This window comes from Allobosea sp. OK403 (genome assembly GCF_900113835.1).
In the GTDB taxonomy this organism is placed as follows: domain Bacteria; phylum Pseudomonadota; class Alphaproteobacteria; order Rhizobiales; family Beijerinckiaceae; genus Allobosea.
The window spans coordinates 179,226-201,416 of sequence record NZ_FOQV01000009.1 but is presented as its reverse complement, the minus strand read 5'-3'; the positions used below and the strand labels follow the sequence as shown (position 1 = coordinate 201,416).

At 65.7% G+C, this 22,191-nt stretch carries 20 protein-coding genes; 12 read left to right on the top strand and 8 right to left on the bottom strand.

Annotated elements, in window-relative coordinates; all coding sequences use genetic code 11:
* Nucleotides 1–42: 42 nt before the first annotated feature.
* On the top strand, nucleotides 43–1,128 hold the full coding sequence (dctP, locus tag BMZ97_RS24260; protein WP_092175877.1) for a TRAP transporter substrate-binding protein: 1,086 nt from the start codon (nucleotides 43–45) through the stop codon (nucleotides 1,126–1,128).
* Nucleotides 1,129–1,170: 42 nt separating this feature from the next.
* Here the strand turns inward: dctP and BMZ97_RS24255 are convergent, their stop codons facing one another.
* Nucleotides 1,171–2,058 (bottom strand): CHAD domain-containing protein, encoded by an 888-nt coding sequence (locus tag BMZ97_RS24255; RefSeq protein WP_175525716.1) that lies wholly within the window; start codon nucleotides 2,056–2,058, stop codon nucleotides 1,171–1,173.
* Between the two features lie 310 nt (nucleotides 2,059–2,368).
* On the opposite strand from BMZ97_RS24255, the gene BMZ97_RS24250 reads away from it, so the two are divergent.
* From BMZ97_RS24250 to BMZ97_RS24240, 3 genes are all read left to right on the top strand, one after another.
* Nucleotides 2,369–2,872 (top strand): MarR family winged helix-turn-helix transcriptional regulator, encoded by a 504-nt coding sequence (locus BMZ97_RS24250; RefSeq protein ID WP_092175871.1) that lies wholly within the window; start codon nucleotides 2,369–2,371, stop codon nucleotides 2,870–2,872.
* Nucleotides 2,873–3,174: 302 nt separating this feature from the next.
* Nucleotides 3,175–4,323 carry a DUF2865 domain-containing protein gene (locus BMZ97_RS24245; protein ID WP_092175868.1) on the top strand — a complete coding sequence of 383 codons (1,149 nt, stop codon included), beginning with the start codon at nucleotides 3,175–3,177 and terminating at the stop codon, nucleotides 4,321–4,323.
* Nucleotides 4,324–4,584: 261 nt separating this feature from the next.
* The gene (locus tag BMZ97_RS24240) at nucleotides 4,585–5,904 is read left to right on the top strand and encodes an MFS transporter (RefSeq protein ID WP_092175866.1); all 1,320 of its coding nucleotides are present in this window, start codon (nucleotides 4,585–4,587) and stop codon (nucleotides 5,902–5,904) included.
* A gap of 114 nt (nucleotides 5,905–6,018) precedes the next feature.
* On the opposite strand, the gene gltX is transcribed toward BMZ97_RS24240, so the two are convergent.
* Both gltX and BMZ97_RS24230 read right to left on the bottom strand, forming a co-directional pair.
* Nucleotides 6,019–7,359, bottom strand: coding sequence for a glutamate--tRNA ligase (gene gltX, locus BMZ97_RS24235; RefSeq protein ID WP_092176013.1), 1,341 nt, complete (start codon nucleotides 7,357–7,359; stop codon nucleotides 6,019–6,021).
* A gap of 201 nt (nucleotides 7,360–7,560) precedes the next feature.
* Nucleotides 7,561–9,300 carry an NAD+ synthase gene (locus BMZ97_RS24230; protein WP_092175863.1) on the bottom strand — a complete coding sequence of 580 codons (1,740 nt, stop codon included), beginning with the start codon at nucleotides 9,298–9,300 and terminating at the stop codon, nucleotides 7,561–7,563.
* Nucleotides 9,301–9,433: 133 nt separating this feature from the next.
* Here BMZ97_RS24230 and BMZ97_RS24225 point away from each other — a divergent pair, with 133 nt between their 5' ends.
* Nucleotides 9,434–10,312: an outer membrane protein gene (locus tag BMZ97_RS24225; RefSeq protein ID WP_175525715.1), complete on the top strand. Its 879-nt coding sequence runs from the start codon at nucleotides 9,434–9,436 to the stop codon at nucleotides 10,310–10,312.
* 80 nt (nucleotides 10,313–10,392) lie between these two features.
* On the opposite strand, the gene BMZ97_RS24220 is transcribed toward BMZ97_RS24225, so the two are convergent.
* Nucleotides 10,393–11,778: a class II 3-deoxy-7-phosphoheptulonate synthase gene (locus BMZ97_RS24220; RefSeq protein WP_092175858.1), complete on the bottom strand. Its 1,386-nt coding sequence runs from the start codon at nucleotides 11,776–11,778 to the stop codon at nucleotides 10,393–10,395.
* A 170-nt stretch (nucleotides 11,779–11,948) separates the two neighbouring features.
* Between BMZ97_RS24220 and BMZ97_RS31645 the strand changes: the two genes are divergently transcribed.
* Nucleotides 11,949–12,413: a hypothetical protein gene (locus BMZ97_RS31645; protein ID WP_244546576.1), complete on the top strand. Its 465-nt coding sequence runs from the start codon at nucleotides 11,949–11,951 to the stop codon at nucleotides 12,411–12,413.
* Between the two features lie 110 nt (nucleotides 12,414–12,523).
* Here the strand turns inward: BMZ97_RS31645 and BMZ97_RS24210 are convergent, their stop codons facing one another.
* Entirely contained in the window at nucleotides 12,524–12,772 is a 249-nt protein-coding gene (locus tag BMZ97_RS24210) for a type II toxin-antitoxin system VapB family antitoxin (RefSeq protein WP_092175852.1), read from the bottom strand.
* A 200-nt stretch (nucleotides 12,773–12,972) separates the two neighbouring features.
* Between BMZ97_RS24210 and BMZ97_RS24205 the strand changes: the two genes are divergently transcribed.
* From BMZ97_RS24205 to BMZ97_RS24195, 3 genes are all read left to right on the top strand, one after another.
* Nucleotides 12,973–14,007, top strand: coding sequence for an alpha/beta hydrolase (locus BMZ97_RS24205; protein WP_092175850.1), 1,035 nt, complete (start codon nucleotides 12,973–12,975; stop codon nucleotides 14,005–14,007).
* Between the two features lie 452 nt (nucleotides 14,008–14,459).
* Complete coding sequence (locus tag BMZ97_RS24200; RefSeq protein WP_092175847.1) at nucleotides 14,460–14,699, top strand: type II toxin-antitoxin system Phd/YefM family antitoxin; 240 nt, start codon at nucleotides 14,460–14,462, stop codon at nucleotides 14,697–14,699.
* Complete coding sequence (locus BMZ97_RS24195; protein WP_092175845.1) at nucleotides 14,696–15,106, top strand: type II toxin-antitoxin system VapC family toxin; 411 nt, start codon at nucleotides 14,696–14,698, stop codon at nucleotides 15,104–15,106. Before BMZ97_RS24200 ends, BMZ97_RS24195 begins: the two co-directional genes overlap by 4 nt.
* A gap of 123 nt (nucleotides 15,107–15,229) precedes the next feature.
* Here BMZ97_RS24195 and gor read toward each other — a convergent pair whose 3' ends face one another.
* Entirely contained in the window at nucleotides 15,230–16,597 is a 1,368-nt protein-coding gene (gene gor, locus BMZ97_RS24190) for a glutathione-disulfide reductase (protein WP_092175842.1), read from the bottom strand.
* On the bottom strand, nucleotides 16,594–17,826 hold the full coding sequence (locus BMZ97_RS24185; protein WP_175525714.1) for an O-antigen ligase family protein: 1,233 nt from the start codon (nucleotides 17,824–17,826) through the stop codon (nucleotides 16,594–16,596). Before BMZ97_RS24185 ends, gor begins: the two co-directional genes overlap by 4 nt.
* 409 nt (nucleotides 17,827–18,235) lie before the next feature.
* On the opposite strand from BMZ97_RS24185, the gene BMZ97_RS24180 reads away from it, so the two are divergent.
* From BMZ97_RS24180 to BMZ97_RS24170, 3 genes are all read left to right on the top strand, one after another.
* Nucleotides 18,236–19,201, top strand: coding sequence for a Bug family tripartite tricarboxylate transporter substrate binding protein (locus BMZ97_RS24180; RefSeq protein WP_092175837.1), 966 nt, complete (start codon nucleotides 18,236–18,238; stop codon nucleotides 19,199–19,201).
* A gap of 105 nt (nucleotides 19,202–19,306) precedes the next feature.
* The gene (locus BMZ97_RS24175) at nucleotides 19,307–19,783 is read left to right on the top strand and encodes a tripartite tricarboxylate transporter TctB family protein (protein ID WP_092175834.1); all 477 of its coding nucleotides are present in this window, start codon (nucleotides 19,307–19,309) and stop codon (nucleotides 19,781–19,783) included.
* A 13-nt stretch (nucleotides 19,784–19,796) separates the two neighbouring features.
* Complete coding sequence (locus tag BMZ97_RS24170) at nucleotides 19,797–21,296, top strand: tripartite tricarboxylate transporter permease (RefSeq protein ID WP_092175831.1); 1,500 nt, start codon at nucleotides 19,797–19,799, stop codon at nucleotides 21,294–21,296.
* A gap of 349 nt (nucleotides 21,297–21,645) precedes the next feature.
* On the opposite strand, the gene BMZ97_RS24165 is transcribed toward BMZ97_RS24170, so the two are convergent.
* Complete coding sequence (locus tag BMZ97_RS24165; RefSeq protein ID WP_175525713.1) at nucleotides 21,646–22,155, bottom strand: DUF2059 domain-containing protein; 510 nt, start codon at nucleotides 22,153–22,155, stop codon at nucleotides 21,646–21,648.
* Nucleotides 22,156–22,191: the final 36 nt, after the last annotated feature.

Genomic DNA, 22,191 nt, shown 5'->3' with positions numbered 1-22,191 from the left:
CGCGCCAGAAAGAGCGCAACAAGCTTTTTGGGAGATGACCATATGAAACGCCGCGACTTTTTGAAAACAGGGGCTCTCGCCGCCGCCGCGGCCCCCGTCGCGATGCCTGCGATCGCGCAGTCGGCTCCCGAGGTGAAATGGCGGTTGACGTCGAGTTTTCCGAAGTCGCTCGATACGATTTACGGCACCGCCCAGCAGTTCTCGAAATTCGTCAGCGACGCCACGGACGGCAAATTCGAGATCCAGGTCTTCGCGCCCGGTGAGATCGTGCCCGGCCTGCAGGCGCTCGACGCGGTCTCCTCCGGCACGGTCGAATGCGCGCATTCGCCGACCTATTTCTACATCGGCAAGGATCCGACGCTGGGGCTCGGCACCGGCATCCCCTTTGGGCTGAATGCGCGCCAGCAGCATAGCTGGTGGTATTTCGGCGGCGGCGAGCAGATCGTCAACGGCGTGCTCGACCGCTTCAACGCCTATTCGATTCCCTGCGGCAATTCCGGCTGCCAGATGGGCGGCTTCTTCCGCAAGGAGCTGACCGGGCTCGACGACCTCAAGGGCCTGAAGTTCCGCATCGGCGGCATGGGCGGGGCGGTGCTGGCCAAGCTCGGCGTGGTTCCGACCCAGATCGCGCCCGGCGATGTCTATCCGGCGCTCGAGCGCGGCACGATCGACGCCGCCGAGTTCGTCGGCCCCTATGACGATGAGAAGCTCGGCTTCATCCGGGTCGCGAAATATTACTACTACCCCGGCTGGTGGGAGGGCGGCGCGATGCTGCACCTGATCATCGGCAAGGAGGCCTGGGCCAAGCTGCCCAAGCATTATCAGGCGATCGTCCAGAACGCCTGCGAGGCGGCCAATAACTGGATGCTGGCGAAATACGACTTCGTGAACCCGGGCGGCCTGCGTCGTTTGGTGGCGCAGGGCGCGCAGTTGAAGGCGTTCCCGATGCCGGTGATGGAGGCAGCCCTCAAGGCCGCCGAGGAATACTACGCCGAGACCTCGGCCAAGAGCCCGGACTTCAAGAAGGGCTACGATTCCCTGGTCGCCTTCCGCGGCGAGAACCTGCTCTGGTGGCAGGTCGCGGAGTTGTCCTACGACTCGTTCATGAACCGGCTGCGGGCGCGCTGAGGCGCAGGCCTCCAGTCCGGCGAGACGGCACGCCGCGCCGGGTCAGCTCAGCTTGACCCGGCGCGGCTCCCGGAGCGCCATCATCTCGCCCAGGCGGATGCGCAGGGTCTTGGGCCGTTCGTCAAGCAATCGGCGCGCCAGCCGCGCCGCCTTCCCGCGCTGCTTGACAATGCGCCGGGCGATTCTGTGCTCGGCCTTCTTGTGCCCAGCCCTCTTGTACTCAGCCTTGGCCCTGTGCCCGGCCGGCATCAGCGTGATCAGATGTCTTTGGGCCAGATCGAGATCGACGACAGCGCCAAGCTGCGAACGCAGGCGCTCTGCCAGCTTGCCCCGCAGCGCAAACTCCGCCGCCTCGGCCGGGCGAAAGAACTGGAGCTGATAGCCGAGATCGACAATCGCTGTCCGCGACGCGTGCAGGCGCTTCAAACTCATCCGGAGCGGATCGCGATGCAGCCGCCGACGCGTTTTGCGACAGGAGCGTTCGAAGCCCTTCAGCAGAAAGGCGCCGCCCTCCCCCGCCACCGACCAGCGCGCCATCTCGACGGAGAGCCGGCCCAGCTTGATGCGAGCAGCGTCCAGTCGCTGCCGCAGATCGGACGGCGCAGGCGGCGACCCGGCTTCACCCTCCGGCTTCGGCAGACGCTCGAAGAGGCGCTTTCCCAGCGCGCCCTCGAGGGTCCTGGCCAGGACGACGGCATCGCGTGCGGCGCCGAAATCCCGGCGCAGCGCCCTGATCTCGGCGCGCATCATCCTGGCCTCCTCGGCCAGCGAGTCCGGCGCGAGCTTCAACAGCGAGCGCCATGCCTTCATCAGGCGGCGGAACGCATGGACCTGTTTCTCGGGCTCGGCCTGCGCGTCGTTGATCAGGCGAAGCGCATGCTTGGGCATGTCGCGGCAGCTGCGCAGCCAATGGCGGGCCCAGCGCTGCATCATCTGCGCTGCGTCGAGAGGCTTCCCCGGCTTGCGAGGCAGGGGACGCGCGACGGCCGGGAGGCCGCGATGCCGTGGCCGGGCTGATGCTTTCGCTCGCGTCACCACGATGCGCTCCACGAGAAGATCGGAACGCAAGTCAACGACGGGAGCTGCAAAGCTGCAAGCCTCCCGAACGGATAAAGCATCACCACTCCGCGCGCTTGGCCGCCCCCATCCGCAACTGTGGCTTTGACAAGCAGCCCAGTTGCGAAATGATCGCTGCGACGCACCACCTTCCTGTTGTCCCGATCGCTTACAAGTGAACTCCATGCCGACGAAGCCATCTCCGCTCGAATCTGCGGCCCAACCTCCCCTGCTCCGGCTGGAGCAATTCCTGCCCTACCGGCTGAATGTCGTCGGCCTGCTCGGCAGCCGGGCGCTCGGGCGGATCATCGGCGCGCATTTCGGCATCGACATCCCGCAATGGCGGGTCATCGCGCAGCTCGGCGAGTTCGGCAAGCTGACCTCGCGCGACATCGGCGAGCTCGCCGAGATGCACAAGACCAAGGTCTCGCGCGCCGTCACCGAGCTGGAGAAGCGCGGCCTGGTCTCGCGCGCCGAGAACCGGCAGGATCGGCGCGAATCCTTCGTGGCGCTGACCGCGGCGGGCGTGCGAATCTACGGCCAGATCGTGCCGCTGGCGCTCGCCTTGCAGGCGCGTTGGACGGAAGGCATCGCTCCCGAAGAATTGAAGGTGTTCGAGCGCGTGCTCTCGACCCTGACCGAACGTGGCCGCCATCTCGCCGGCGGCTATCGCGGCGACGAGACCTAATTGCCGCCTAGGGGCAAATATGGCATGCGGGTGCAGCTGCGGCTCCCAGCGAATCCGCGCCAGAGCCGGATGATTTCAGATGGAATCACGAAGTGATCCCAACTGAAATCTGAATCCGTCTCTGATTAAAACGTTAGAGCAGGATCGATGCGAAAAACCGGTTCCCACTTTTTCGCATCCTGCTCTAGGTCGCCGCAGGCGCCGTCCTTAGTTCCGTCGCGTTTGGCAGGTGTTCTCGCGCGTGAGCAATCGGCGCGGCAAGCGCCTGGACCAGCAAAACAGGTGATGTGGCCCGACCCGCGATGACAGTTCCGTTTTTCCGACGCTTCGGCGCCGCGCTGGTGGCGCTGGCGAGCCTGGGTGGCGCGGCTTTTGCGCAATCGCCGGCTTGCAATGCCTGGCGCTCCGAGCTCGCCAGCCTGCAGGGCCAGCGCGGTGGCGATCCGCGCGCAGCCCAGGCCGCCCAGCGCGCCGGGGCGCAGCTTGCGCAGGTGACCAGCCAGTACCGCAGCATGGGCTGCGACCGCAGCTTCTCCTTCTTCGGCGAGGGGCCGCCGCCGCAATGCGGCCTGCTGCGCTCGCAGATCGGCCAGTTGCAGGCGCAATATGGCGCGGCTCAGCGCCAGGCGGAGGGCGGTGGCGTCGAGCAGCGCCGCGCCCAGCTCACTGCTGCGATCGACAATAACTGCCGCCCACAGCAACAGCAGCGCGGCTTCTTCGAGACGATCTTCGGGATCGAACCGCGCCGGGGCGAGATCGACACGACACTGCCGGAGCTCCAGCCCGATCAACCGCCGCAGGAGCCCGAGAAGCCGCGCATGGGCGGCGCCTACACCGTCTGCGTGCGCAGCTGCGACGGTTTCTTCTTCCCGCTCGCCAATAATGCCGGCAACGCCGACGAGATGTGCCAGGCCCTGTGCCCGGGCTCGGAAACCACCGCCTTCGGCATGACGGGTGGCGGCGACATCCAGAACTCCGTCTCCCGCAGCACCGGCCAGCCCTACACCTCGCTGCCGAACGCCGGAAAATACCAACGCAGTTTTGACGCCGCCTGCACCTGCCGGGGCCAGGGCCAGAGCTGGGTACAAGCCCTGAAGGATGCCGAATACCTGCTCGACAAACGCAAGGGCGACATCATCGTCACCGAACAGCGCGCGGCCGAATTGTCGCGCCCCAGGGTCGATCCCAAGCGCCGGGGCGCGACGCCTGCGACCGTGCAGCCGGCCGCCGTTCCCGATGTCCCCGACGAGAAGCCGCTGCCCTCCGAGAACTCGCCGACGGCGGGCATGGAATCGGCCGGCGTCGGGCCTGACACGATCGGCGAGAAGGTTCTCGACAAGGGCGACGGAGTGAAGAGCGAGACGAAGAGCGTCACCGGCGAGAAGCGCACGGTGCGGATCATTGCGCCGAACCTTGCGCCCAATCTCGGCCCCTCGGCGACGCGACAATAGAGCATTGCTCTTGGAGTCGAGCCTGTCGCCTTCGGATGAAGCCGTTGGAATGCGACATGATCGAGCCGCTTCCGCATGGATTCATGCACAGGAACCATGAGGCTACGCCGCCAACCGGGCAACCCGGCACTGGACGCATGACCAGCCAGCGCGCATTAAAGGGCGACCCCTCATAAGGGGACGCCGCCTGGCCGCAGAATGACGCGCCCGTCTCCCGACGGCGCGGGGCCGCCTCCGTCCCCCAAAGATCCAGAGGCCGCGATGTCTGACGACGCTATTCCCGCCCATCCCCATCCGATCGAATTCAACGACGCCAAACGCCGCCTGAAGGCGATCTTCATGGGCTCGGTCGGCAATCTCGTCGAATGGTACGACTTCTACGCCTATACGGCCTTCGCGCTGTATTTCGCGCCGCATTTCTTCCCGTCCAGCGACCCGGTCGTCCAGCAGCTCAACGCCGCGACCCTGTTCGCGGCGGGCTTCATCGTGCGCCCGATCGGCGGCTGGCTGTTCGGCCATCTCGCCGACCGCTATGGCCGCCGGCTCTCGCTGACCATCTCGGTCGTGCTGATGTGCTTTGGCTCATTGATCATCGCGGTGACGCCGACCTATGCCTCGATCGGCTTCGCCGCGCCTGCATTGCTTGCCTTCGCCCGCATCGTCGAGGGCTTGAGCCTCGGCGGCGAATACGGCGCCAGCGCGACCTATCTCACCGAGGTCGCCGACCCCGAGCATCGCGGTTTCTATTCGAGCTTCCAATACGTCACGCTGATCGGCGGGCAGCTCACCGCGATCCTCGTGCTGCTGCTGCTGCAGAACGTCTTCCTGACGCATGAGCAGCTCGTCGCCTGGGGCTGGCGCATCCCCTTCGTCATCGGCGCTGCGCTTGCCATCATCGCCATGCTGATGCGCCGCCACATGCACGAGACCGAAAGCTTCGAGGCGCTGAAGGGCAAGAAGCGCGAAAGCTCGATCCGCGGGCTGATGCGCTATCCGCGCGAGATCGCGATCGTGGTCGGCCTCACCGCCGGCGGCACCGCCGCCTTCTACACCTTCACCACCTATATGCAGACCTTCGTGAAGCAGACCGTGGGCCTCAGCGACCTGACCACGACCTATGTCATCGCCGGCTCCCTGATCTTTGCTGCCGCCCTGCAGCCGATCTATGGCGCGATCTCGGACCGGATCGGCCGCAAGCCGATGCTGATCTTCTTCGGCGTCGCCGGCACCTTGCTGACGGTGCCGATCCTGACCGCGCTCGCCGGCACGAAATCGCCCTGGATCGCCTTCCTGCTGATTTCCGGCGCCTGGGTCTTCGTCGCCGGCTACACCTCGATCAACGCCGTGGTGAAGGCCGAATTGTTCCCGACCTCGATCCGCGCGACGGGCGTCGCTGTGCCCTATGCGCTGACAGTCTCGATCTTCGGCGGCACGGCTCCGGCGATCGCGCTCTGGTTCAAGACGCTCGGCCACGAGCAGTGGTTCTATTACTATCTCGCCGGCGTGATCTTCCTGTCGCTGCTGGTCTACACGACGATGCGCGACACCAAGCACAGCTCGGCGATGCACCGGCACGATTGAAGGCGAGGCCTCCCGCAAACGTCATTGCGAGCGAAGCGAAGCAATCCAGGAGCGGCAGAACTCTACGCTCCCTGGATTGCTTCGTCGCTTCGCTTCTCGCAATGACGGCTTGGCTCAGGCCGCCTCGCCGGCCAGCCGCTTCAGCGCCTTCTCCCGCCCGATCAGCGGCAGCAGTGCCGCCAGCTCCGGGCCGTGCTCCAGCCCGGTCAGGGCCAGGCGCAGCGGCATGAACAGGGCCTTGCCCTTGGCGCCGGTCGCGGCCCCCACGGCCTGCGTCCAGCTCTTCCAGGTCGTCGCGTCGAAAGGCTCGGCCGGCAGCACGGAAGCCGCCGCTGCGGCGAAAACGGGGTCGGTGACGACCGGCTGCAGCGGCCCCTCGACGACCTGCCACCAGCCCTTCACATCATCGAGCTTGCCGAGATTGCCGCGCACGGCGAGCCAGAACGGTTCACTCGCCGGCACGCCCAGTGCCGCCAGCCTCTCGGCCACAGTGTCATAAGGCAGCTGGTGGAGCGTGCGGGCGCTCAGCGCCTCCAGCTCATGCTCGTCGAACTTGGCCGGGGCGCGCGAGATATGGGCGAGATCGACGAGGCCTGCGAGCTCATCGAGACTCGCGACGGGCCTGACCGCATCCGAGGAGCCGACGAGCACGGCGAGCGCCGCGACGGCCAGGGCCTCGACGCCGTTCTCGCGCAGGCCGCGCAGCGAGAGATGGCCGAGCCGCTTCGACAGCCCCTCCCCGCTCGCCGTCGTCAGCAGATTGTGGTGGCCGAAGAGCGGCAGGGGCGCGCCCAGCGCCTCGAAAATCTGGATCTGCACCGCCGTATTGGTGACGTGGTCCTCGCCACGAATGACATGGGTCACGCCGGTCTCGGCATCGTCGACGACGGAAGGCAGATGATAGAGATAGCTGCCATCCTCGCGGATCAGCACCTGGTCCGACAGCGAGGCGCAATCGACATGGGCCTCGCCCCGAACGAGGTCGTTCCAGGCGACGATGCGCGGCTCGAGCAGGAAGCGCCAGTGCGGCTTGCGGCCCTCAGCTTCGAGCTGCGCCCTGTCCTCGGCCGTCAGTTTCAGCGCGGCGCGGTCATAGACCGGCGGCAGGCCGCGCGCGAGCTGGCGCTTGCGGCGGCGGTCGAGCTCGTCGGCGGTCTCGTAGCAGGGATAGAGCCGGCCGGCTTCGCGCAGGCGGGCGGCCGCCGCGTCATAGATCGCCAAGCGATCCGACTGCCTGATGACAAAGTCGGGCACGACACCGAGCCAGGCCAGGTCTTCCGCGATCGCATCAGCGAATTCCGGCTTCGAACGCGCCACATCGGTATCGTCATAGCGCAGCAGGAAGCGCCCACTATAGCGGCGCGCAAACAGCCAGTTGAACATGATCGACCGGACATTGCCGATATGCAGGAAGCCGGTCGGAGACGGTGCGGTGCGGACGAGCGGAGAAGTCATGCGCGGCTTATGGCGCGTTTGCCGCTGTGGGACAATCGCTTCCCGGAGTCCGCTGGCCACACCCACGCCGTCATTCCGGACAAGCGGCGAAGCCGCGTAGATGATCAAAGCAGAGCCATTGAATTTATTGGGTTCATCTCAGACTCAGCTCTCAGGATGAGGTCTGCGGCAGGATAGGACCTGGACAATGGCCGAAGAGAATCAGAAGTCGAAACTCTCCCCGCCCCCCCGGCCCACGCCCTTCGCCAGCGTCGCGTCAGGCTCGTAGGCGCCCTCGCCCGGATCGCTGAAAGCGTTGACGATCGGGTAGCGGCGATCGCGGCCGAGATTGCGGCCCGTGACCTTCACGCCCGGCGCGGCCTGGCGGCGTTTGTATTCGGCGCGATGCAGCAGGCGCTCGACCGCCAGGACGGTTTCACGCTCATGGCCGAGCGCGACGATGTCGGCGACGCGCATCTCGCGCTCGATCAGGCAGGCGAGGATGGCGTCGAGCACCTCATAGGGCGGCAGCGCATCCTGGTCGGTCTGGCCCTCGCGCAATTCGGCGCTGGGCGGCCGGGCCATGATGCTCTCGGGAATGACGACGCCATCAGGGCCAAGCGCGCCCGCCGGCTTCCATTGGTTGCGCAGCTGCGCAAGGCGGAAGGCTTGCGTCTTGTAGACGTCCTTGATCGGGTTGAAGCCGCCATTCATATCGCCATAGAGCGTGGCGTAGCCGCAGGACATCTCGGATTTGTTGCCGGTCGTCACGAGCATCCAGCCGAATTTGTTGGAGAGCGCCATCAGGAGCGTGCCGCGCGTGCGGCTCTGCAGGTTTTCCTCGGTGACGTCTTGCCGCGTGCCCGCAAAGAGCCCGGCCAAAGCCGCCTCGAAGCCTTCGAGCGGCGCCGCGATCGGCAATGTCTCGTAGCGCACGCCCAGCGCCTTCGCGCAGGCCTTGGCATCGTCCAGGCTCTGCTGCGCGGTGAAGCGGGAGGGCATCATCACGCAGGTGACGCGTTCGGGCCCGAGCGCATCGACGGCGATCGCGGCGCAAAGCGCTGAGTCGAGGCCACCGGAGAGGCCGAGCACGACGCCGCTGAACCCGGTCTTGCCGACATAATCGCGCAGGCCCAGCACGCAAGCGGCGTAATCCGCCTCGTCGCCGCTCTCGATCGCCGCGATCTCGCCCGACTGGACGCGCCATTGCCCGGCCTCGCGCGCCCAGTCGGTAACGACGAGCGCCTCGCGGAAGGCGGGCAATTGGTGCGCCAGCGTCCTGTCAGCCGCGAGCACGAAGGAGGCGCCGTCGAAGACGAGCTCGTCCTGGCCGCCGAGCTGGTTGAGATAGACCAGCGGCAGGCCGGATTCGACCACGCGCGCGACCGTAACATTCATGCGTTCGTCGCCGACATCGCGGCGATAGGGCGAGCCATTGGGCGCGAGTAGGATCTCGGCCCCGGTCTCGGCCAGGCACTCGACCACCTCCTCGCTCCAGATATCCTCGCAGATCGGCAGGCCCAGCCGAACCTTGTCGCGGAACACCACCGGCCCGGGCAACGGGCCGGGCGAAAACACGCGGGAATCGTCGAAGGTGCCGTAATCGGGCAGCGCCACTTTGAAGCGCACCGATTGGATCAGGCCGCCATCGAGCAACGCATAGGCGTTGTAGAGCTTGCCGCCCTCAGTCCAGGGCAGGCCCAGGAGCACGGCGGGACCGCCATCCCCGGTCTCGCGCGCAAGCGCCTCGCAGGCCTTGCGGCAGGCATCCTGGAAGGCCGGCTTCAGCACCAGATCCTCCGGCGGATAGCCGCAGAGGGAGAGCTCCGGCAGCATCAGGAGCTCGGCGCCGGCATCGCTTGCAATGCGGCGGGCGGCGCGGACCTTGTCGGCATTGCCGCAGATGTCGCCGATGGTCGGGTTGAATTGCGCGAGCGCAAGACGAAGGGAGGTCGCAGTCATGACTTTGCCTGTAGCGCGGCGGCCCAAAGCCAGCAATGCGTGTGGCGCGAGCTTAACTGCCCGTTAGGGTTAATCGGGCATGAATAGCAGGGTGTCGGGCAGTGACGATGGTCGACCGGCTTGGAGAAACTTCATGCGCATCCGCTCCCTTATCCTCACCGGCGTCGCAGCAGCCGGCTTCGTTCTGGTCGTGGACCGGGCCGCTTCGGCCGCGGATTACCCGGTCCTGCGCGGGTCGCAGCAGACCGAGGACGCGCCGCCGCGAGATTTCGACTCCGGCACCTTCAATTGGTCGGGCTTCTACTTCGGTGGTGGCGCCGGTGTATCCGATACCAACTTCAAGCCAGGGAACGGGCTACAAGACCTTGCACGCTACGCTTATCGGAACACCAATCTCGGCGCAGAAAACGATATGGGTTCCTTTGTCAGCAACCTGCCGGAGAAACGCGATAGCGGGGCGACATTTTTCGGTTTCACGGGCTACAATTTCGCTTTTGGTGACGCGATCCTTGGTCTGGAAGCAGACTATACCAGATCGGGTCACAGCTACTCGGAGAGCGATTTCATCGCCCGGCAAACGACCACTTCGGACGGAACGATCAACAACTGGTCAATGACGACAAACCAGGGCGCCAAGCTCCACGACTATGCGACAGCGCGGCTGCGCATGGGCTGGGCCTACGGGCGAATCATGCCATTTGCCACGATCGGCGGCGCTGTAGGCCGCTTCGATACGACATCGACCATTGACGCGACCTGGCGCTTTACCCGGACCAACGCCGTCACGGGCGCGATTGAGAACAACGTCGTCGCCAGCGGCTACCCGCTCCGCGTAGGCGCGACCAAGAACAATGTCTACGGCTTCGGCCTGACTATCGGCGGCGGCATCGACATGGCGCTCACCGAGAATCTTTTCGTTCGGGCCGAGTATCAGTTGATCCGCTTCGCCGACGTCGAAGGCACCACGACGACGATCAATACGGCCCGCGTCGCGGCCGGCTTGAAGTTCTGACGCTCGCTGCAGGGCTATCAACGAAAAGGGCCGGGCTTTCGCCCGGCCCTTTTGCTTTTTGACGACGCTTGAAGCGATCTTTACTCGGCCGCCTCGACCTCCGGACGCACCCGGCCCGAGCGCTCGCGCTTGACCAGCTCGGCGACGAGGAAGGCGAGCTCCAGCGCCTGCTCGGCGTTGAGGCGCGGGTCGCAGACCGTGTGGTAGCGGTCGTTGAGGTCGGCATCGGTCATGCCGCGCGCGCCGCCGGTGCATTCGGTGACGTTCTTGCCGGTCATCTCCAGATGCAGGCCACCGGCATGGGTGCCTTCGGCCTGGTGGACGGCGAAGAAGTTCTTCACCTCGGTCAGGATCAGGTCGAAGGGCCGCGTCTTGTAGCCGCTCGCCGCCTTGACCGTGTTGCCGTGCATCGGGTCGCAAGACCAGACGACATTGCGCCCTTCCCGCTTGGTGGCGCGCACCAGGGCCGGCAGGTTGTCAAAGACCTTGTCGGCGCCGAAGCGGGCGATCAGCGTCAGGCGGCCGGGCTGGTTCTGCGGATCCAGGACATCGATCAGCTTCAGCAAGCCGTCGACGGTCGTGGAGGGCCCGCATTTCAGGCCGATCGGATTGCGGATGCCGCGGAAGAACTCGACATGAGCATGGTCGAGCTGGCGCGTGCGGTCGCCGATCCAGACCATGTGGCCCGACGTGTCGTACCAGTCGCCGGTGGTGGAATCGACGCGGGTCATCGCCTGCTCGTAGCCGAGCAGCAGCGCCTCATGGCTGGTGTAGAAATCCGTCGTGCGCATCTCGGGATGCGTCTCGGGATCGATGCCGATGGCGCGCATGAAGTCGAGCGACTCGGTAATGCGCTCGGCCACCTCGTTGTAGCGGGACGAGGCCGGCGCATCCTTGACGAAGCCGAGCATCCAGCGATGCGCATTGTCGAGATTGGCGTAGCCGCCGGTCGCGAAGGCGCGGATCAGGTTCAGCGTCGCCGCAGACTGGCGATAAGCCTCGAGCTGGCGGCGCGGATCGGGAATGCGCGCCTCCGGCGTGAACTCGATGTCGTTGACGATATCGCCCTTATAGCTCGGCAGTTCGACGCCGCCGATCGTCTCCGTTCCAGCCGAACGCGGCTTGGCGAACTGGCCGGCGACGCGGCCGACCTTCACCACCGGCGAACCGCCGGCGAAGGTCAGCACCACCGCCATCTGCAGGAAGAGCCGGAAGAAATCGCGAATGTTGTCGGCGGAGTGCTCGGCGAAGCTCTCCGCACAATCTCCGCCCTGGAGCAGGAAGGCCTCACCGCTTGCGACTTTCGCGAGAGCCTTCTTCAACTTGCGCGCCTCACCCGCAAAAACGAGCGGCGGAAAGCCGGCGAGCTGCTGCTCAACCGCCTTCAAGGCTGCCTGATCCGGATAGTCCGGCATCTGCTGAACGGGCTTGGCCCTCCAGCTCTCGGGCGTCCAACGCTCCGACATTTGTCTTGCTCCTGCTTGCGATCGCGCGGCTGTTAACCTCATCTCAGCGCGAAGCGGGGCCTATACACCCATCATCGCGGGCTGACCACCATGGCGAAGCGACATCGCCGGGAAAGGCCAAGACGACCCTCCGGCCGAAAAAGACGGCCCCGCCGACAAAAAGCAAAACCATGAATCATCGCAACGTGATGGCGCGTTCGGCTCGCATGCTGAATCCGGCCATTGAGACGCCGATTCAAGTCGTTGAGATGGCGATTCAACAACATCAGAGTTTGAATCGTCCGAAGCTGCCGGAAGAAGGACACCTGCCGCTCAAGAAGAAGGACACCTGCCGCTCAAGCGGCCTCGATGTCGGTTCGGCTGAAATCGTCGCCCTTGAACAGCAACCGCGCCTTAAGATGCCTGGCTGTCGCGTAGGAGAAGCAATCGCCGAGATTGAGGATGCCTGGGCGGCCGCCGCCGAGGCCGTAACGCTCGGCCGCAGCCACGGCCCCCGCCGTGATCTCGACGTCGGGCGCGATCGGCGTCACCATCGTCAACTCACAGAAAATCGTGACCAGTTCGAAAGCACGGTCGCGGCTCACCCGGTGGAGACGCGCAACGGCAGAGGCAGCCTCCCAGAGTGTAACGGTTGAGGCATACCGCAATCCAGGCCCATGCGGCCAATTCTCCAGCCTCTGCGCGAGCAGCTCGCCGTCGCTCTCTCGTCCCAGGATCGCGGCGATCGCCGAGGCGTCGACAACGATCACAGCCGCTCGGACTCGCCGTTCAACTCATCATAAAACGCGCGGTCGGCCACCAGCCCCGTTTTACCGGCCTTTCTCAACTCTTCATGAATCGGAGCCAGCTTCTCCCAAAGCGTCTTTTCTGGACCGTCGCGTTCGGCCTTTTCCACCAGCGCCAAGCGGATGATTTCGGTCACGCCCGTGCCATGACGGCGAGCCAGATCGCGCGCCAGCGTCTCGACGGCCTCGTTTTTGATGCTCAACCCCATGGCAGCATCTCCTTTCTAGAATTCGGCAGCGCCATTCTATAATCCAAAACAGCCGTTGCGTCAGCAGGTCGATGTGGCGTCGCCTGGCCTGCGCCGCCAGCCCTTCACCACCTATTGGCGCCTGCCTTGTGGTGACGACGATCGCTCCCTAGCATCGCCGCCAAGGTGCAAAGATCAACGCGCCAAGGAGGACGCCCCCAATGCCGTTTCGTTCACTCGCCGCCGCTGCGGCGCTGGTGCTAGCCGCGACCTGCAGCGTCTTAGCCGAAGACCCCCTCTCGCTGCGCGGCATGGGTTCGTTCCATGTCGGCGGCAAGCTGGTCGAGATTTCAGGCCGGCCGGTCAAGGAGGTGACGTTCACGCCCGACGGCGTTCCGGCCAAGGTCGATCCCAACGGCACCTACCAGACCGGCCAGATGTATGTGCAGTATTTCCTGCCGCAGAACGAGCGCGGCGCGGCCCCGCTCCTGCTCTGGCATGGCGGCGGCATGACCGGCGTCAATTACGAGACGACGCCGGACGGGCGGCAGGGCTGGCTGGAGTTCTTCCTGCGCAAGGGCTGGGCGGTCTACAACTCCGATGCGGTCGAGCGCGGCCGCTCGGGCTGGGCGATGTATCCTGATGTCATTCCAGGCGAGCCGGTCTTCCTGACCACGGCAAACCCGTTCGAGCGCTTCCGCATCGGCGACGGCGCGGGCAGCTACAATGCCGATCCCGCCAAGCGGAAATATCTCGCAGGGAGCCAGTTCCCGGCCGATGGCTACGACAATTTCGTCAAGCAGATCGTGCCGCGCTGGACCTCCACCGACCAGATGATCATCGACGCCTATATCGCCGAGGTCGACAAGGTCTGCCCCTGCGTGATCGCCTTCCACAGCCAGGCCGGGCAGTTCGGCTTCAAGGTAGCGCAGGCGCGCCCCGACAAGGTCAAGGCGCTGATCGCGGTCGAGCCGGCGGGCCTGGGCGATCCAGCCAAGGCCGATCTCCTGAAGAACATTCCCGTGCTGATGGTCTATGGCGATAATGTCGAGCAGGATGCGCGCTGGCCGGCGATCCGCAAGGCGGGAACCGATTTCGGCGACAAGATCAAGGCGGCCGGCGGCTCGGTCGACGTCGTCAACCTCCCGACCGTGGGCATTAAGGGGAATTCCCACATGATGATGCTCGACAAGAACAATCTGGAGGTCGCCCAGCTGATCCAGGACTGGCTCGCCAAGAAGGGGCTGAGCAAATAGCGGATGGCAGGCAGCGGATAGCGCGGGCTAGAGCCCCTTTGGAAGTCTTTCGAGTCCTCATCCTGAGGAGCCATTCCACGAGGCATGGCTCCTCAGAGGCAGGCCCGAAATGAAGCCAAAGATTTCAATGGGTCCTCCCTGACCAGCTATGCTCCGTCATTCCGGGCGCAGCGAAGCGGAGACCCGGAATCCATCGTAGAGTTCTGGAGCTCTCCGATGGATTCCGGATCTGCGCCGCTGACGCGGCTTGTCCGGAATGACGGCGCGGGGATGTCAAGCGATCGGAAGCCCCTGAGATTGCGCGTTTATTTCCGGCCAGGCTCTCAGGATGAGGGTCAGGAGTTTCCAAACGAGCGCTAAGCCCGCGCCGGCCCTATCGTCACGGCACTTGCCCCGACACCCACACCGACCTATCTTTTCATCTAGTTGGAAAATCAGGTTGGAAATTCGCCATGGTCACGATAGGCGCTTTTGAGGCCAAGACCCATCTCTCGGCGCTGCTCGAACGGGTCGCCGCCGGCGAGGAGGTGGTCATTACCAAACACGGCAAACCGATCGCGCGGCTGACCGGCGCGGGCGATATCGATCAATTGCGCCGCGACGAGGCCTTCGCCAGATTGAAAGCGCTGCGCGGCGGAACGACGCTCGGCGGGCTATCCTGGAAGGATCTGCGCGATGAGGGGCGGCGGTGACGCTCGTCATCGACGCCTCGATCGCACTGGCATGGTGTTTCGAGGACGAGGCGTCCCGGGAGAGCGATGCGATCGCGGAGCGGGTTCGCCAGAGCGGAGCGATCGTGCCTGGCCTGTTCGCGCTGGAAATCGGCAACATCCTGTTGCAGGCCGAGCGGAAGGGCCGCCTCAGCGCCGCCGCGGTCTCCGAGCGCCTGGAACTGCTCGGCCAATTGGCGCTGATCACGGATGCGGAGACCGCGGGCCGTGCCTGGCGCGAGACGCAAAACCTCGCTCGCGCACAACGCCTGACGACTTATGACGCAGCCTATCTGGAGCTGGCGCTGCGCATGGGGGCAACACTGGCGACGCGCGACCGAGACCTGGCCACTGCGGCCCGATCGCTCGGCGTGCCCGTGCTGCCCTAGAGCAGGATGCGAAAAAGTGGGAACCGGTTTTTCGCATCCTGCTCTAACTCTTAGATGAGAGACGGATTCAGATTTCAGCTGGGATCACCTCGTGATTCCAGCTGAAATCATCCGGCTCTAGCGCTACCCTGCCCGCGCCGTCCGCATCGTCACGAGCTCTTCGGCAGCGCTGGGATGCAGCGCGATGGTGCGGTCGAAATCGGCCTTGGTCGCGCCCATCGTCACTGCGATGGCGACGGCCTGGATGATCTCGCCGGCATCGTGGCCAAGGATGTGGACGCCGAGCATCCTGTCCGTCTTCGCATCGACTAGGAGCTTCATGTAGATGCGCTCCTGCCGGCCAGAGATCGTCGCCTTCATCGGCCGAAAAGCCGATTCGAAGACGCGCAGCTCATAGCCGGCGGCAAAGGCCTGGTTCTCGGTCAAGCCGACCGTGCCGATCTCCGGCGTGGTGAAGACCGCCGAGGCCACGAGGTTGTGGTCCATGTGCCAGGGCTTGCCGCCGAAGGTCGTATCCGCAAAGGCGTGCCCCTCGCGGATCGCCACAGGGGTCAGGTTGACGCGATTGGTAACGTCGCCGACGGCGTGGATCGAGGGCACGCTGGAGGCGGAATTCTCATCGACTATGATCTCGCCGACGGGGCCGAGCTTGACGCCTGCCGTCTCCAGCCCGAGCCCGACCGTATTGGGCCGGCGGCCGGTCGCAACCAGCACCACCTCGGCGTCGATCGGGCTGCCCTTGGCGCAATGGGCGCGGCGCGCGCCATCCGGCAGCAATTCGAGGCGATCGACCGTGCAGCCAAGCCGCAGCGTGATGCCGGCATGCGCCAGCGCGTCGCGCAGGCGGGTGCGGATGTCCTCGTCGAAGCCGCGCAGGATATTGTCGCCGCGATGCAGCAGCGTCACCGCGACGCCGAGCCGCGCGAACAGGCTGGCGAATTCGAGCGCGATATAGCCGCCACCGATGACCAGCATGCGCTTGGGCAGGCTCGGCAGATGGAAGACCTCGTTCGAGGAGATGCCGAGCTCGCCGCCGGGGATCGGCGGATCGAAAGCGGGATAGCCGCCGGTCGCGACCAGGATGTGGCGGGCGCGGATGGTCTCGCCGCTCTTGGCCAGGCGCAGGCTGTGGGGGCCCTCGACCACGGCGCGCTCCTCGCGGATCGCGACCTTGGCGCCCTCCAGGCCCTTGCGATAGAGGCCAGACAGCCGTGTGACTTCATTCGCCACCGCATCGCGCAAGGTCGGCCAATCGAAGCTCGGCTTGGAAACGCTCCAGCCGAAGCCGGCGGCGTCCTCGAAATCATCAGCGAAGCGACTGGCATAGACGAAGAGCTTCTTGGGCACACAGCCGCGAATGACGCAGGTGCCGCCGATGCGGTCCTCTTCCGCGATCATCACCTTGGCGCCGTGGCCAGAGGCGATGCGGGCGGCCCGGGTGCCGCCGGAACCGGCCCCGATGATGAAGAGATCGACGTCGAATTCACTCATCGGCTTGTCTCCGCATCGTTTCGGCTGGCATCGTTTCGACTGGCATCATTTCGCCCGATGCTCATGAACCAGATCGCTGTTGCTCCAAGAGCCGCGATCCACCAGCCCTGCCAGGCGCCATGGCCAACCGAGGCCACACCCAGCGCCGCGGCGACAATCGCAAGGCGTGGGGCGAGAGCCCGGGCCGGCATATGGCGAAGGCGCCCCAGAAATGCGAGCCCTGCAGCCGAGGTCAGCAGGACACCGATCAGGCCGGTCTCGACCCAGACCTGCAGGAAGGCGTTATGGGGATGGCCGACATCGAGCAGCACGCGGTGCGGCTCGGAGACCGCAGCCGCGGCGGGATGCGTGCGCAAGGCTGCCGAGGTCCCGAAGCCGAAGCCGGTCAGCGGGCGCGCCCTGATCGCCTCGTCGAAGCTGAGCCAGATGTCGACGCGGTCGCGCGCATGGGCGCGGGCAAGCTGCTCGTAGACGCCAGCCGGCAGAACGCGGTCGGCAAGCGGGCCGAGCACAGGTGCGACCGCCATCATGGCGACGAAGGCGAGCGCCAAGCCGGCCAGCGCCAGACGCGGCAAGGCCAGCGCGATGAGCCAGGTTGCCGCCATCAGCATCAGCCCGAACTTGGCCGCGCCGCTCTCGCCGGCCATGATCGCGGCGGTGACGAAGACGGCCACGAGTCCGGCAAGCGCCCGGCTGCCGCGCCCTGCCCCGGGGACAGTCCAAAGGCCGTAGAGCGCCGGGGCCAGCAGGAGCAGACAGGTCAGGAGCGGCCGGTTGAAGATATAGAGCTGGCTCCGAAGCCCCAGAGCGTCGCGCAAGCCCGGCCCGAGGCGCAATTCGCCCAGGACCAGGATGCCGGTCAGTGCCAGCGACCAGCCCAGCGCTCGCCTGGCGCGTGCGGGCGCCGTCTGCGGCCAGCACAGGGCGACGATAAAGCCTGACGCCAGCGACAGGACCAGCTCGCCATACATGGCAAGCCCGGCGCGCGGGAGATGGCTCCACAGCAGCGTCACCAGGGCCCAGGCCAGGAAGCCGAGGAGCGCCAAGGCCAGCGGCTGCAGCAGGAGAGCGCGCGCCTGCATCAGCCGGGCCGGCAGCCGGCCGGCCAAAGCATTGGCAGCAAGCACCGCCAGCGCCGCAAGCGAGAGCAGCAACGGTGCGGAGCGATTGGCCGCCCACATCACCGGCGGGAGCATGATCAGAAGTGCGCTGGCTATATTCAGGGCCAAGGCAGCCTGACGCGGCAGCGCGGGCTCTTCCGGCGCGGGCTCTCGCGATGTCGGGGACAGGGTCGATCGGCTCATCGGCAAGCGATTACGCGATCATGGCTGGCCCGCCTAGAGCATTGCGCGAAAAAGTGCAGGCCGGTTTCTCGCATGAGGAGTGATCTAAGCTTCTAGAATCCGTCACGTTTTTCGCATCCGGGGCGATTCTGTCCGGACGCGCCGCGCTCCGGGCTTTGCAGCACCAATTCGACACCGATGGATGCTGCGGCGACAGGCCAATCCTCAAGCCCACACGCGATGATTAATGACAATAGATTATGCAATCACCTGCAATTGACGCTGGAAGCGTCAAAGTGTCACTGCGGAGCGTTCAAGATAAAATCTGCGGGAAACCCGCGAGCGGAGGAAACCCATGCTGAGATCCATTCTGAAGCGCAGCACCGTGACTGCCGTGGCCTTGGCTGGCCTGTCGACGGCCGCTTTCGCTCAGCTCGAACTGAAGATCATGGCTCCCGCCGCGCCCGGCGGCGGCTGGGACGGCACGGCACGTTCGATGCAGCAGGCAATGATGGCCTCGGGTATCGCCAAGAGCGTGCAGGTGACCAATGTCAACGGCGCCGGCGGCACGATCGGCCTCGCCCAGTTCGTCAACGGCTCGAAGGGCGACGGCTCGCAATTGATGGTCAACGGCTTCGTCATGGTCGGCGCCATCCTGCTGAACAAGTCGCCGGTGAACCTGTCGCAGGTCACGCCGATCGCGCGGATCACCGCCGAGGCCGAAGTCATCGTCGTGCCGACGGATTCGCCGATCAAGAACGCCAAGGACCTCGCAGACCGCGTCAAGGCCGATCCGGCCAAGGTGACCTGGGCCGGCGGTTCGGCCGGCGGCGTCGACCACATCATGGCGGCGCTCTTCGCCGGCGCGGTCGGCGCCGATGCGACCAAGATCAACTACATTCCGTTCTCGGGCGGCGGCGAGGCGCTTGCCGCCATGCTCGGTGGGCGCGTCACCGCCGGCATCTCCGGCTATGGCGAGTTCGAGGGACAGATCAAGGCCGGCAAGCTGCGCGTAATCGGCGTCAGCTCCGGCACGCGCCTGCCGAATGCGCCGGATGCGCCGACCCTGAAGGAAGGCGGCGTCAATCTCGAAGTGCTGAACTGGCGCTCCGTGGTCGCGCCTGCCGGCATCACGCCCGAGCAGCGCAAGGTTCTCTCCGACGCTGTCGAGAAGATGACCAAGAGCAAGGAATGGGCCGAGATCCTCAAGGCGCGCGGCTGGGACGACGCCTATCTCGGCGGCGCCGCATTCGAGACCTTCCTGAAGGACGAAGACGCTCGCGTCAGCAAGGTGCTCAAGGATGTCGGCCTGGTCAAGTAAAGCCAGCCTCTCGAAACGATTTGACGGAGGGGCCGCGCGAGCGGCCCCTCCCTTTACGAACGAACGTCGGATCAACCGGCGATACGGCACGGCAGGAGGGTCGAAATGAACCAGGATGTCACCACGGGCCGGGCCGACCGGCCCGCCCTTGTCGTCGCGCTGCTGCTGCTCGTCGCGGCTGCCGTCGTCGCCCGCGACGCCTATTCGCAGACCATCACCTCGAATTACGGCATAGGCCCCAACGCGATGCCCTATGTGGTCAGCGTCGTGCTGGGCGTGCTGGGTCTGGCGCATCTTTTCGTCGCCTTCCGCGGCGGCTTGCCCAAGCCGGAAGCGGTCGATCGCAACGCTATTCTCTGGCTGACGGGCGGGCTGATCGGCCTGATCGCCTGTATCGGGCTCGGCGGCGGCTTCATCATCGCCACCGCGATCGTGTTCTCCTTCACCGCCCGCTCCTTCGGACGCCAGGCGCTGGCGATCGACTTCGGCATCGGCATCGTGCTGGGCCTGGCGATCTTCCTGATGTTTTCGAAGCTGCTGCAGCTGACGCTGCCGTCCGGCCCCCTCGAACACTTGCTCTGAGGAGGGCGCGACGATGGATACCTTCAACGCCCTGATGCACGGCTTCACCGTCGCGCTCGAACCCACCAAGCTGCTCTTTGCCCTGGTCGGCGTGTTTCTCGGCACCGCCGTCGGCGTGCTGCCGGGCATCGGGCCGGCCCTGACGGTCGCGCTGCTCCTGCCCGTCACCTTCAAGCTCGACCCTGCCGGCTCGCTGATCATGTTCGCCGGCATCTATTACGGCGGCATGTATGGCGGCTCGACCACGGCGATCCTGATCAATGCGCCGGGCGAAAGCGCCTCGCTCGCAACCGCGCTCGAAGGCTCGAAGATGGCCAAGGCTGGGCGCGGCGGGCCAGCGCTTGCCACCTCGGCGATCGGCTCCTTCGTCGCGGGCACGATCGCGACGCTGGGGCTGGCGTTTCTCGCGCCCTGGCTCGTCGAGATCGCGGTGAAGTTCGGACCCTGGGACTATTTCGGCCTGATGATCCTGGCCTTCGTCACAGTCTCCGCAACCTTCGGCGATTCGCCCCTACGCGGGCTGACGAGCCTGGCTGCGGGCGTGACGCTCGGGCTGATCGGCATCGACCGTTTGACCGGCCAGGCGCGCCTGACCTTCGGTGTGCCCGAACTGCTCGACGGGGTCGAGGTGACGACGCTGGCGGTCGGCCTCTTCGCGGTCGGCGAGGCGCTCTATGTCGCCTCCAAGCGCTTCCGCGACCCCGAAGAGATCGTACCGATCAAGGGCTCGCTCTGGATGACGAAGGAAGACTGGAAGCGCTCCTGGGCGCCCTGGCTGCGCGGCACCGCCTTCGGCTTCCCGATCGGCGCGCTGCCGGCGGGCGGCGCGGAAGTGCCGACCTTCCTGAGCTATTCGACCGAGCGGAAGCTCTGCAAATATCCCGGCGAATTCGGCAATGGCGCAATCGAAGGCGTGGCGGGGCCGGAGGCGGCCAACAACGCCTCGGCCGCGGGCACGCTCGTGCCGTTGCTGACGCTGGGCCTGCCGACCTCGGCGACGGCGGCGATCATGCTGGCGGGCTTCCAGCAATATGGCCTGAACCCGGGCCCGCTGCTCTTCGCCGAGCGGCCGGACCTGGTCTGGGGGCTGATCGCCTCGCTCTTCATCGCCAACACCATGCTGGTGATCATCAACCTGCCGCTGATCGGGCTCTGGGTCCGCCTGCTGGCGATCCCGCAGCCCTGGCTCTATGCCGGCATCCTCGTCTTCGCGGCGATGGGCACGCTCGCGGTCAAGGCCTCGGTGGTCGAGCTCTCGATGCTGTTCGTCTTCGGCTTCCTCGGCTTCCTGATGCGCCGCTACGACTATCCGGTCGCGCCGATGGTGGTGGGGCTGATCCTGGGGCCGATGGCGGAAGCGCAACTCAGGCGCGCCTTGCAGATCAGCCTCGGCGATCCGATGATCCTGCTGGAGAATCCCGGCTCCGCCATCCTGCTCGGCCTGGCCTTCATCGGCCTGGTCGCGCCCTTCGTGATGAGCGGGCTGAACAGGTTCAAGGCCTCGGAGGACTGACGGCGCGCGTTTGCGTCTTGCTTCGGACCACAGCGTCATCCTGGGCGCCCCGCAGGGCGTCTCGGGATCCATCGTAGAGCGTCATTCTCGGGCTTGCGCCCCGAGAACCTCATGACCAGAGCGCTCTGGTTTACGAGATGGTCGGGGCAAGCTCGACCATGATGCGCTTCGGATTCCGGGCCTCCGCGGAGCTTATCCTTGGGCTGATCGAAGATCGGACCCCAGTGCTACGCCCAGGATGACGGCGCAGGTTCCAACCTGCGCGAGGACGCCGAGGCTCCGAACAAAAAGAAACCCGCCTGCGGTCTCCGCAGGCGGGTTTCTTGATGTCGGAAGCAGGCCTTTGGCCTTACATCTGGTGGCCGCGCTTGCGCATTTCCTGGGTGAAGCGGTCGAACAGGAAATTGCTGGTGTTGATGCTCCAGGGCTCCAGCACCACGTAAATCTCGTCGATCGCGCTGGTGCGTGCCGCGTTGTAGCGCTGGCCGACCGGCGATTTGAAGAAGGTGACGACCTCCTTGAGATCGGCTTCGTTGATCTTCCGGGCGAAGATCTCCGAGGCCGTGACCATGATCTCGGCCCGCTTGGCGTCCGCCTCCGGCTTCAGCGCGTCGATGACGGCGTCCATGTCCTTCTTGAGCTCGGGGCGGGTCGTGCCGACGAGTTGCTTCGTGCGCGTGCTGAACTCGGTGTAGATCGACTCCAGCGATGCCGAGATGCCGGTGAGCTCGGCGGCTTCGCGCGCCAGTTGGAGGTGGCTGGGCGTGATGGGCGCCAGAGCCGCCGTCTGCGCGAAAGCCGGCGCCGACAGGATCAAGGCGAGCCCAAGAGCCGCGCTGGCGAGAGAGTGACGGATCATGCAGTGGTCCTTCGTCATGCGGCCGGACAACGGCCC